The sequence below is a fragment of the Micromonospora sp. NBC_01796 genome (assembly GCF_035917455.1).
Classification (GTDB): domain Bacteria; phylum Actinomycetota; class Actinomycetes; order Mycobacteriales; family Micromonosporaceae; genus Micromonospora_G.
This window is the reverse complement of record NZ_CP109078.1, coordinates 3,515,541-3,527,697: the sequence shown is the minus strand read 5'-3', so window position 1 is coordinate 3,527,697 and position 12,157 is coordinate 3,515,541. Positions and strand designations below refer to the sequence as shown.

General features: G+C 70.4%; 6 protein-coding genes. 2 read left to right on the top strand and 4 right to left on the bottom strand.

Translation table 11 applies throughout. The annotated features are described in order from the left end of the window. Nucleotides 1-24: 24 nt before the first annotated feature. The 3 genes from OIE47_RS16295 to OIE47_RS16285 form a co-directional block, all read right to left on the bottom strand. Entirely contained in the window at nt 25-822 is a 798-nt protein-coding gene (locus tag OIE47_RS16295; protein ID WP_326562338.1) for an inositol monophosphatase family protein, read from the bottom strand. Between the two features lie 141 nt (nt 823-963). Then, on the bottom strand, nt 964-1,842 hold the full coding sequence (locus OIE47_RS16290) for a hypothetical protein (RefSeq protein WP_326562337.1): 879 nt from the start codon (nt 1,840-1,842) through the stop codon (nt 964-966). 50 nt (nt 1,843-1,892) lie between these two features. Next, nucleotides 1,893-2,378: a winged helix-turn-helix domain-containing protein gene (locus tag OIE47_RS16285; RefSeq protein WP_326562336.1), complete on the bottom strand. Its 486-nt coding sequence runs from the start codon at nt 2,376-2,378 to the stop codon at nt 1,893-1,895. A 324-nt stretch (nt 2,379-2,702) separates the two neighbouring features. Between OIE47_RS16285 and OIE47_RS16280 the strand changes: the two genes are divergently transcribed. Beyond that, a complete protein-coding gene (locus tag OIE47_RS16280) occupies nt 2,703-6,818 on the top strand; it encodes a S8 family serine peptidase (RefSeq protein WP_326562335.1) in 4,116 nt (1,371 codons plus the stop codon). Nucleotides 6,819-6,897: 79 nt separating this feature from the next. Here the strand turns inward: OIE47_RS16280 and OIE47_RS16275 are convergent, their stop codons facing one another. Continuing rightward, nucleotides 6,898-7,332, bottom strand: a complete 435-nt coding sequence (locus tag OIE47_RS16275; protein WP_442792161.1) for a winged helix-turn-helix domain-containing protein — start codon at nt 7,330-7,332, stop codon at nt 6,898-6,900. A 349-nt stretch (nt 7,333-7,681) separates the two neighbouring features. Here OIE47_RS16275 and OIE47_RS16270 point away from each other — a divergent pair, with 349 nt between their 5' ends. Continuing rightward, nucleotides 7,682-12,076: a S8 family serine peptidase gene (locus tag OIE47_RS16270; protein ID WP_326562333.1), complete on the top strand. Its 4,395-nt coding sequence runs from the start codon at nt 7,682-7,684 to the stop codon at nt 12,074-12,076. Nucleotides 12,077-12,157: the final 81 nt, after the last annotated feature.

Genomic DNA, 12,157 nt, shown 5'->3' with positions numbered 1-12,157 from the left:
CTTCATTGTGCCGCCCCGAACGGGTCAGCGGACCGGCGCGGCCTGTCGGACGAGTGCCAGCACCGACGGCAGCAGTGCCTCGTTGGCGCCGATGGTCGCGCCGGAGTCGGCGGTGTGCGGGGTGCCGTCCAGGTCGGCCAGCCGGGCGCCGGCCTCCCGGGCGATGATCACGCCGGCACTGGTGTCCCACGGCTTGTTGCTCAACATGACAAACGCGTCGAGCCGCCCGTGCGCGAGCCAGGCCAGGTCGATGGCCGCGGAGCCGAACATCCGTACGCGTTGGGCCTGTTCGGCGAAGGCGGCGGTGATCGCCAGCCGGTGTTCGTTCAGCCCGGCCGCACCCTCGCCGACGGCGAAGTCCCCGACCGCCACCAGCGCCTCGGTCAGGTCGCCGGTCCGGCTGGCATGGATCCGCTCCCCGTCGACGAAGGCGCCGTGCCCCAGCGCGGCGAAGTAACGGTTGCCGAGAAACGGCAGGTCGATCACCCCGAGTACGGACCGCCGCCGCTCGATGAGACCGAGCGAGACCGCGCACAGCGGTGACCCGTGTACGAAGTTGACCGTGCCGTCGACCGGATCGAGTGACCAGGTCAGGTCGTCACCCGCCCCGCTGGTCCCCTCCTCCTCGCCGAGGAAGCCGACCTGCGGCGTACGTTCGGCCAGGAAGGTGCGGAGTTTCCGCTCGATGGCGTAGTCGACCTCGGAGGCCATGTCCCGGTCACCCTTGCCGGTCAGCACCCCCGGCCGGAGCGTACGCATCATGTCCCGGGCCAGGTCGACGGCCGCGTGCGCCACCGGCAACAGATCCCCGTAATCGGTCATCCCCGACACCCCTCCGCAAGCAGTGCTCCCCCAATGATCAAACCACCCCCACCCACCCATCGAACCCGGTTGATCATGAAGTTAGCGACGCCGTAGGCGACGAAAACCTGCGCTAACTTCATGATCAACGCCGGAAGGGGGTCAGGGGCAGGGGGTGGTGGTTTGGACCTTGGTTTGGGTTTGGGTGGGGGTGAGGGTGATTACCACGCTCAGGGTGGGGGTGCGGTAGGCGTGGAGGTTGGGGTCGGCGGTGATGATCGTTGCGCCCTGGGGTGGCAGGGCTCGTAGGGCGGCGGGGGTTGGGGTGCCGGGGGCTGAGGCGGTGGCGGTGTGGACGAGGCCGCCGGTGGGGCAGGGGATGCTGCCGACGCGTTGTGCGGGGGTGGGGGCGGCCAGACCGAGGGCGGCCAGCACCCGGCCGGGTTCGGCGTCGATGGGCAGACCCATCATGTTTTCGACGAAGTCGAAGTTCGCGGGGACGGGTCGGCAGCCGCTTTCCGCGGTGAGTTCGACAACGCCGGGGTCGGTGACGTCGCCGTAGATGGCGACGAACTCGCCCGCGTCGGCGCGCAGGGTGTGGGTGCCGAGTGTCGGGTTGTGCCGTACCCGGGCCCGGTAGTCGTCGGGGAGGTGCTCGGCCACCCGGTCCAGCAGGGCCGGGGCTTCGGCTTCGGCGGTCCGCAGGGTGATGGTGCCGACCAGTTCCCCGCCGTCGCGTACCGGGGTGATCCGGCAGCCCCGTTCCATGGCCGGACCGCTGATCTCGACCACCGGGTCGGATCCCGCGCCGGCCAGGAGCAGGCCCATGGCCCGGCGGAGCACCGGCAGGGCGGCGACGACGTCGCGCTGCTCCCGGACGGTGGGGGCGTCGCGGCGGATCGAGACATAGGCGACCAGGAGCAGCAGAACCGCCCAGGCGGCCACCCCGACGAGCAGCCAACGTCGCCGCGATCGGGGGGACGCCGGCCCCGGCTCCGGTGGGCTGGCCGGCGGCGGGTACACCGCCGCGTCTGTACTCACGCCCGCCATCGTGACACGTCAGGGCAGGTCAAAGTACGGCCGCCCGGCGGTCAGAGTACGGGCAGCAGCCGGTAGCCGACTCCGCGTACGGTCTGCACCTGCGGACCGCCCTCGATGGCCCGGAGTTTCCGGCGCAGGCGCTTGATCGCGGAGTGCAGAATCGCCGTGTCCCCGAGGTAGGCACCACCCCAGACCGAGTCGAACAGCCGCTCGTAGGTCCAGACCATCAGCGGCGGTCCGATCAGCCGGGCGAGCAGTTCACGCTCCAGCCGGGTCAGCGCCAACGGCTCCCCGCGCCAGGTGACCAGGTGGCCGACCGGGTCGACGAAGAGTTCGCCGATGCTCACCGGCAGGGCGGACGGCAGGGTCGGCGGGCCCGTCGGGGCACCCTCCGGGGGGAACAGCGTCGCCCGCAGTTCCGCCAGATCGGCGACGATGAGTACGCGGCCGAAGTCGTCGAGTCGGCGCAGTACCCTGGCACGTACGGCCGCGTCGGTGGACACGCATACGACGAGCGGTACCTCGGTCTCAGTCAACCGGATCCTCCCCGTGCATCGGCTCGCATCAGCCAACGCGCTCCGGTCGGCGGAGTCAACGGCCTGTGGGCACCCTCCCAATTGGATGGGCACCCTCCCAGGGACGTCAAGATGACTGAATTCGGGCTTAATACTGCCCGAATACTGCCTACCTCCGGTCTTGATCATGGTCAAAACGACCCCGACCATGTCTCCTGGGCCGGTGCGCGGACCCCCTCCAACGTCGCAGTCAGGCCCCGCACCCGCCCCAGCCGCGCCGGACATCCCGGAGCGGCGTGGACGGCGCTCCGGAAGCAGTCGGGGCGCCGCGGAGGTGGAGGAGAGATGACACACCGACTGGGACGCCGAGGGGCGAGCCGGTCCAGACTCTGGCGGTCGCTCGCCATGGTCTCGGCCGTCGTACTCGGCATCACGGCCCAACCGGCGATCGCCGCGGCAGCCGGTCCGGCCGCCCCGGTGAGCCCGCAGGTGCTGACCGAACTCAGCACCAAGGGCAACGCGAGTTTTGTCGTCTACCTGCGCGAACGTGCGCAGCTCGGCAACGCGGCGAAGGTGAGGGACGCGGACGCCCGCGCCGGCCAGGTCTACCAGCAGCTCACCGGCACCGCGACGCGTACGCAGCGCGGGCTGCTCGACGAGCTGACCCGACGCAAGGCCGAACACGAGTCGTTCTGGATCGCGAACGCGGTGCAGGTGCAGGGCAACAGGGCCCTGGTCGACGCGATCGCCGCCCGCCCCGAGGTGGAGCGGATCGAACCGGCGCGCACGTACAAGCTGGTCGAACCGAAGTCGAGCGGGGCAGCACCGCAGGACGTCACCGGCATCGGCTGGGGCGTGACCAACATCGGCGCGCCCCGGGTCTGGTCCGAGTACGCCGACCGGGGCGAGGGCCTGGTCATCGCCAACATCGACAGTGGCGTCCAGTTCGACCACCCGGCACTGGTGGGCGCGTACCGGGGCAACCTCGGCAACGGCAACTTCGACCACAACTACAACTGGTTCGATCCGGCGGGCGTCTGCCCGACCCAGGCACCCTGCGACAACGCCGGGCACGGCAGCCACACCATGGGAACCATGGTCGGCGACGACGGTGCCGGCAACCAGATCGGTGTCGCGCCCGGTGCGAAGTGGATGGCGGCCAAGGGCTGCGAGACCGCGAGCTGCTCCAGCGAGTCGCTGATGGCCGCCGGTCAGTGGATCCTCGCACCGACCGACCTCAACGGTGAGAACCCCCGGCCGGACCTGCGCCCCGACATCGTGAACAACTCGTGGGGCGGTGGCCAGAACGACCTCTGGTACCAGCAGACCATCGCCGCGTGGCGGGCCGCCGGCATCTTCCCCACCTTCTCCGCCGGCAACAGCGGCGAGTACGGCTGCGGGACCGCGAACTCCCCCGGTGACAACCCGGAGGCGTACGCGGTCGGCGCTTACGACGTCGACAACAACATCGCCGAGTTCTCCAGCCGAGGATCGTCCCTGGTGGACGGCCAGCCGAAGCCGAACGTTTCCGCACCCGGCGTCGACATCGTCTCCAGCATCCCCGGCAACCAGTACGGCATCAGCAGCGGCACCTCGATGGCGGCCCCGCACCTCTCCGGCGCGGTAGCACTGATCTGGTCGGCGGCCCCACTGCTGCGCGGTGACGTCGCCGCCACCGAGAAGCTGCTCGACGACACCGCGATCGACGTCGAGTCGCTCGGCTGCGGTGGCACGGTCGACGACAACAACAACTTCGGCGAGGGTCGGCTCGACGTCTACCGGGCGGTCACCGCCGCCCCGCGTGGACCGGTCACCAGGATCAGTGGCACGGTCGCCGTACTCGGCAGCCGCGAGCCGATCGCCAACGCCACGGTCGCGGTGAACGGCCGTACCGCCCGCACCGACCAGTTCGGTCACTACACCCTTCCGGTGGTCGAAGGCACGTACACGGCCACCGTCGAGGCGTACGGCTTCACCGGCCAGACCGCGACAGTGATCGCCGCCGGCACCCAGGTCACCCTGGACTTCGCGCTGGCCGCGCTCCCCCTGGTGACCCTCTCCGGAAAGGTCACCGACGCCTCCGGCCAGGGGTGGCCGCTCTACTCCCGGATCGAGGTCGCCGGCCGCCCCGGAGGACCGGTCTTCACCGACCCGACCAGCGGCCGCTACTCGCTCACCGTGCCGGCCGGCGGCACCTACCGGCTGACCACGACCGCCGTGAGCGCCGGGTACCGCAGTGTCAGCACCGAGGTCACCGTGGCCAACCGGGCCAGGACGGCGAACATCGGAGTGCCGGCGGCCGTCGCCTGCCAGCTCGACGGTTACACCGCCGGCATCGGCCGGACCCTGCTCTCGGAGAGCTTCGCCGGTCCCGGCGCCCCGGCCGGTTGGTCGGTGGTGAACCGGGCCGACAGTGGTTGGGCGTTCGACAACCCGGGCAACCGGGAGAACCTGACCGGTGGTAGCGGCGGCTTCGCGATCGCCGACAGCGACCACTACGGACTGGGCAGGGCGCAGGACACCGACCTGGTCAGCCCGGTCATCGACCTCAGCACGGTCGACGCGCCCGTACTCCGCTTCGCCAGCGACCTCTACATCGGCGGCAACGGCGACGCGGCCAGCATCGACGTCTCGACCAACGGTGGTGTCGACTGGGTCGGCGTGGCGATGCAGCAGGTCTCCCGGCGTGGCCCGGCGGCCGAGGAGGTGCCCCTGCCGACCCTCGCCAACCAGGCGAACGCGCAGATCCGGTTCCGCTACCGGGGCGAGTACTCCTGGTGGTGGCAGATCGACAACGTCGAGGTCGTCGACCGTACCTGCACCCCGGTGCCGGGTGGCCTGGTCGCCGGTTTCACCACCGACGCGAACACCGGCGCCGGGCTGAACGGGGTCCCGGTCAGCAGCCCGGACCGGCCGGCCGAGCGGAGTGTCTCGGCGGCCACCCCGGAGGACCGCAGCATCGGGGACGGCTTCTACTCGTTCTTCTCCACCCTGGTCGACGGCAAGCACCCGTTCGTCGCGGGCCTGGCGCCGTACCAGAACCGGAGCAAGAGCAGCACGATCGCGACCGGTGACGCCCGTCGGGTCGACTTCGACCTGAAGGTCGGCCGGCTGGCACTGGGCAGCACCGAGATCAAAACCACCCTGCCGTACGGCAGCAGCCGCAACACCGAGGTCACGGTCACCAACACCGGCAGCGCCCCGACCACTGTGGAGGTGCTGGAACGCGACGGCGGTTACGCCGCACTCGCCGCCGGTAGGGGTGCCCCGCTGACCGAATACAAGGTGCCGAAGGTCAGCGCCGGTATGTTCGCCGGTTCCGGGAAGCCGGCCGCCCGTACCGGGGCGGTGACGCCGCTGGACGACTCGTGGAGCCGGATCGCGGACCTGCCGGCACCGGTCTACGACAACGCGGCGGCCCTGGTCGGCGGCAAGGTCTACTCGGTCGGCGGCGGCACGACGGACCGGGAGGAGAAGCGGGAGGCGTACGTCTACGACCCGGCCACCGACGCCTGGCAGACCCTGCCGGACATGCCGCACAGCCGGTACAAGCCGGCCGCGGCGGCGGTGGACGGCAAGCTGTACGTCTTCGGCGGCTGGACCCCGGACGGCGGTACCGAACCGGCCGTCGACGTCTTCGACCCGGCCACCGGTGCCTGGCAGACACTGCCCGGCGTCGGCAACCCGGCGGCGCGGGCGGCGGGCACCGCGTCCGTGATCGAGGGCCAGGTCTACCTGGTCGGCGGCTGCCTGGACTTCCTCTGCAACGCCAGCACCGACGTGGTCGCTTTCGACCCGGCGGGCAACACGTTCCGGGTTAAGGCCGCCTATCCGCACGAGGTCGCCTGGCAGTCCTGTGGGGCGATCGGCGTACGGGTCTACTGCGCCGGTGGCTTCAGCCACGAGTCGGGTTACACCGACGGGTACGCGTACGCGCCGGACACCGACACCTGGTCCCCGATCGCGGACCTGCCAATCGACCTCTGGGGCTCGCAGTACTCGGTGGCCGGTGGCCGGCTGGTGCTGGCCGGCGGTGTGATCGACGAGGGCCAGACGCTCACCAACCGGACCATCGGCTACGACCCGGCGGCGAACGCCTGGCAGGACCTGCCGAACACGCTGGTCCCCCGGGTACGGGGCGCCGGCGCGTGCGGCGGCTTCAAGATCGGTGGAGCGGCGTTCGCACCGCTCGCGGGGCCGGAGTCGGAGCGGATGACCGGGCTCGGGCTCTGCGACGAGAGCACGGACGTGGCCTGGCTGACCGCCTCGCCGAACCGGTTCACCCTGGCACCCGGTGCGTCGAAGGCGATCACGCTTCGGATCGTCGCCAACGGCGCGCACGGCATCAACCAGCCCGGTGACTACCTGGCGCAACTGGCACTGCGGGCGGACACCCCGTACGCGGTGCCGACGCTCGGCATCACGCTGACCGTGCAGCCGAAGGGCAACCGGGGCTTCTGATCCACCCTGGTCCCACGCACGGAGGTGGCCGCCGTACTCGCACTGAGTACGGCGGCCACCGTCGTTCCCGGCCGCCCGCTCAGGCGCCCCGACCGAAGGCGAGCCGGTAACCCACACCCCGTACGGTCTGCACCTGCGGACCGCCCTCGACCGCACGCAGCTTGCGCCGCAACCGCTTCACCGCCGAGTGCAGAATCGCCGTGTCGCCGAGGTACGCCCCACCCCAGACCGAGCCGAAGAGCCGTTCGTAGGTCCAGACCCCGACCGGCGGAGTCGCCAGCCGGGCCAGCAACTCCCGTTCGAGCCGGGTCAGGGCCAGCGGCTCCCCGCGCCAGGTGACCAGGTGGCCGCCCGGGTCGACGGTGAGTTCTCCCAGGTTGACCGGGGTCAACCCGACTCCCGGCTCGGTGGCCGTACCGGGAAAGAGCATTGCCCGCAACTCCGACAGGTCCGCGCAGATCACCACCGTGCCGAAGTCGTCGAGCCGGCGGACCACCCGCTCCCGTACCGCCACGTCCGACGACACGCACACGACGAGCGGAACCTCATTGTTGGACACCCGCAACCTCCCCGTCCGCAGCGTGGGGACAGCCAATCCCCTTTGATCGATGGAGTCAACAACGACACCGACCGATGCCATGATCTCCCCCCGGCCGCCCGCAACTCGACCAGTTACTGCCCGAATACTGGCCGACAACATCCATTGATCACTACCGCTACGCGCCAGAGCATGACTCCTAGCCGATGTGGGGGATGCTCTGCGTGTCCAACGAGGCCCCCACGCGTGCTACGCGGTGCCGGACAACCCGACACCGCGGCCGGCGTCCCGAACCGATCGGGAGGCCGAAAGTGGGGAGGAATACATGTCACACCGAACAGGGAGCCGATCCAGACTCTGGCGATCATTCGCCATCGTCTCGGCTGTCGTACTCGGTATCACCGCCCAACCGGCACTCGCCTTCGCGGCACCCGCAGCTACCGCGGCGGTCGACCCGCAGGTGCTCAGCGAGCTGAGCGCCAAGGGCAACACCAACTTCACGGTGTACCTGCGCGAAAAGGCCAACCTGAGCGCCGCGGCCTCTCTCGGGGACGCGGACGCCCGGGCCACCAAGGTCTACGAGCAGCTCACCAGCACCGCCGACCGGACCCAGCGCGACCTGCGGGCCGCACTCGAGGACCGCAAGGCCAGCTACAAGGCGTTCTGGGTGGCCAACGCCCTCCAGGTCAGCTCCGGCGACCTGGCGCTGGTCAACGCGATCGCCGCACGTCCCGAGGTCGAGCGGATCGCGCCGACCCGGAGCTACGAGCTGATCAAGCCGACCCCGGCCGACCCGACCGGCGCGGGCACCAACGCCGTCGAGTGGAACATCAACAACATCCAGGCCCCGCGGGTCTGGAACGAGCTCGGCGTACGCGGCGAGACCGTGGTTGTCGCCAACATCGACACCGGCGTCGACTACACCCACCCGGCCGTGGTCGGCAAGTACCGGGGCAACCTCGGCGGCGGCAACTTCGACCACAACTACAACTTCTTCGACCCGGCCAACATCTGTGCCGGGGATGTCCCCTGTGACAACAACGGCCACGGTACGCACACCATGGGCACCATGGTCGGCGACGACGGTGGCGCCAACCAGGTCGGCGTCGCCCCCGGCGCCAAGTGGATCGCGGCCAAGGGCTGCGAGACCACCGGCTGCTCCGAGGCGTCTCTGCTCGCCGCCGGCCAGTGGGTCGTCGCCCCGACCGACATCACCGGCCAGAACCCCCGGCCGGACCTGCGCCCCGACATCGTGAACAACTCCTGGGGCGGTGGCCGCGGCGACGAGTGGTACGAGCAGACCGTCGCCGCCTGGCGGGCGGCTGGGATCTTCCCCAACTTCTCCTCCGGCAACGACGGGGACCTCGGCTGCAACACCACCGAGAACCCCGGTGACTACCCCAACGCGTACGGGGTGGGCTCCTACGACGTCAACAACAACATCTCGTCCTTCTCCGGGCGGGGCACCTCCTCGATCGACGGCTCCATCAAGCCGAACATCTCGGCACCGGGCAGCAACGTCCGGTCCAGCGTTCCGGGCGGCGGCTACTCGGCGTTCAACGGCACGTCGATGGCGGCACCACACGTCGCCGGTACGGTCGCACTGATCTGGTCGGCGGCACCGGCGATCCGCAACGACATCGCCGCCACCGAGGCGCTGCTCGACGACACCGCCACCGACGTGGAGGCGTTGACCTGTGGCGGCACCGTCGACGACAACAACACCTTCGGTGAGGGCCGGCTCAACGCGTACGAGGCGGTTTTCGAGGCCCCGCGTGGCGGCGCCGGTGAGGTGAACGGCACGGTGACCGAGGCCGACGGCGGCGAGCCGATCGCCGGCGCGACCGTCAGCACCGGTTCCCGTACCGCGACCACCGGCACCGACGGCAAGTACACGCTGCGGCTGCCGACCGGCGACGCCACGCTCACCGTGGCGGCGTTCGGGTTCCACACCCAGACCGCTACCGTCACCGTTCCCGACGGAACCTCGGTGACGAAGGACTTCGCCCTGGTCGGGGCGCAGTTGGTAACGGTCTCCGGCAAGGTCACCGACGGCTCCGGCCACGGCTGGCCGCTCTACGCCAAGCTCGAGGTGGCCGGTCGACCCGGTGGGCCGATCTTCACCGACCCGTTCACCGGTCGCTACTCGTTCACCGTGCCGGGCAACGCCACGTACGCCGTCACCACGACGGCGAAGGCCGCCGGCTACGCGGCCGTGACCAAGGATCTCGTCCTCGAAGGCGCGGCGAAGACCCTGGACGTCGCGGTGCCGGTGGCGGCGGACTGCCTGGCGGCCGGATACTCGGCCAACCTGGGCGCCCCGCTGCTCTCGGAGAGCTTCGACGCCGAGACGACCCCGGCCGGATGGTCCGTGGTCAACCGCACCGAGGACGGCGGCTGGGAGTTCGACGACCCGGGTAACCGGGGCAACCAGACCGGTGGCTCGGGCAACTTCGCCATCATCGACAGCGACATCCTGGGCACGGGCAACACCCAGGACGCCGACCTGGTCACCCCGACGCTGGACCTGTCCGGGGTGAGCGCGCCGGTGCTGAAGTTCAACAGCGACTGGCGGGCGGTCGGGATCACCGACACGGCCGACATCGACGTCTCCACCAACGGCACCACCTGGACCAACATCTGGCACCAGACGGCCAGCCGGCGCGGCCCGCGCGTCGAGGAGGTCCCGCTGACCGGGCTCGCCGGGGCGGCCACCGCCCAGGTGCGGTTCCGGTTCAACGGCACCTTCGCCTGGTGGTGGGAGGTCGACAACGTCACCGTCGTCAACCGGGTCTGCACCCCGCTGCCCGGTGGCCTGGTGGCCGGCTTCACCACCGACCAGAACACCGGTGCCGCGCTCAACGGCGTCACCGTGACCAGCGACGACGTGCCGGCGGACAAGGGTGTCTCGGCGGCCACGGCGGACGACCCGAACATCGGTGACGGCTTCTACTCGTTCTTCTCCAGCGTGACCGGGACCCACCCGTTCACCGCGAGCAAGGCGCCGTACCGGCCGCTGACGAAGAACGTCGCCGTGGTGGCGGACAACGTCAAGCGGACCGACTACGCCCTCAAGGCCGGTCGGCTCTCGGTCAGCCCGCCGCAGATCGAGTCGCACCAGCCGTACGGCAGCACCCGTACCGCCAAGGTGACCGTCACCAACACCGGCAACGCGCCGGCCGAGGTGGAGGTGCTGGAACGGGACGGTACGTTCGAACTCCTGTCCCGTCAGGGTGCGGCCCTCAACGAGTACAGCGTGAAGGGGCTCAGCCCGGCCCAGAACGGCGTCGCGTACGGCCCGGCCGGTAACTCGGCGGCGGCCGCTCCCGCGATCGACCCCGCCTGGACCCGGGTTGCCAACACCCCGGCCGCGGTCTTCGACAACGCCGCAGCCGTGATCGACGGGAAGATCTACTCCGTCGGTGGCGGTTCCGGCAGCGGCAACGAGCGCAAGACCTGGGTGCTCGACCCGGGAACCAACGCGTGGAGCACGCTGCCCGACATGCCGAGCGCCCGCTCCAAGGCGTCCGCGGCGGCCGTCGGTGGCAAGCTCTACGTGCTCGGTGGCTGGAGCGCCAGCGGCACCCCGGTCGCCTCGGTCGACGTGTTCGACCCGGCGGCGGGCACCTGGAGCACCCTGGCCGGCGTCACCAACCCGGCGGCGCGTTCGGCCGCCGGTACGGCGGTGCTCGACGGCAAGATCTACCTGGTCGGTGGCTGCGCCGACGGTACCTGCACCAGCACGAAAAACACGGTGATCTTCGACCCGGCCAGCAACACCTTCAGCGCCGGTGCCGACTACCCGTTTGTCATCGGCTGGATGTCCTGCGGCGGCATCGGTGGCAAGGTCTACTGCGGCGGCGGCACGGCCGGTTCGGCGACCACCACCGACGCGTTCGAGTACGACCCGGCGGCCAACGCCTGGTCGGCTCTGCCGGACCTGCCGATCGACCTGTGGGGCTCGCAGTACGCCGCCGCCGGTGGCCTGCTGGTCATCGCCGGTGGGGTCACCGCGAACTCCGCCACCATCACCAACCGGACGGTGGCGTACGACCCGGCGACCGGCGCCTGGCAGAACCTGCCGAACGCGGCGTTCACCCGCTACCGGGGTGCCGGTGCGTGTGGTGCGTACAAGATCGGTGGTTCGCCGAGCTCCTTCGTCGGCTCGGTGGAGACCGAGTACCTCGGTGGTCTCGAGCTCTGTGACGAGGCCGGTGGCGACGTGTCGTGGCTGTCCACGGCCCCGTCCACCTTCACCCTGGCTCCGGGCGCCTCGAAGCAGGTGACGGTCACCCTGACCGCCACGGCCGAGGCCGGCGTCCTCCAGCCGGGTACGTACACCGCCGAGCTGGGCTTCGGCTCGGACACCCCGTACCCGGTCTCGTCGGTCCCGGTGGAGATGAACGTGTCTCCGCCGAACGGCTGGGGCAAGGTCCAGGGCACGGTGCTCGGCGACAGCTGCTCCGGGGCGGACGTACCGGTCAAGGCGACGGTACGGGCGAACCTGAACGGCAACCCCGACACCGGCTACACCCTCTCCTCCGACGCCGCCGGGGCCTACGGCCTCTGGTTGCCGAAGGGGAAGTACGACCTGATCGTCGCCAAGGACGGCTGGATTCCCGAGGTGCAGCGCATCACCATCTCGGCCGGCTTCGTCTCGACGATCAACTTCACCCTGGATCCGGTGACGCCCTGCGACACCCGGGTCGGCGGGATCTGATCCCGACCGACTGACCCGCTACTGATCCACGGTGGCCGTCGGACTCACCCGAGTCCGGCGGCCACCGCCGTGTGCGGGCAA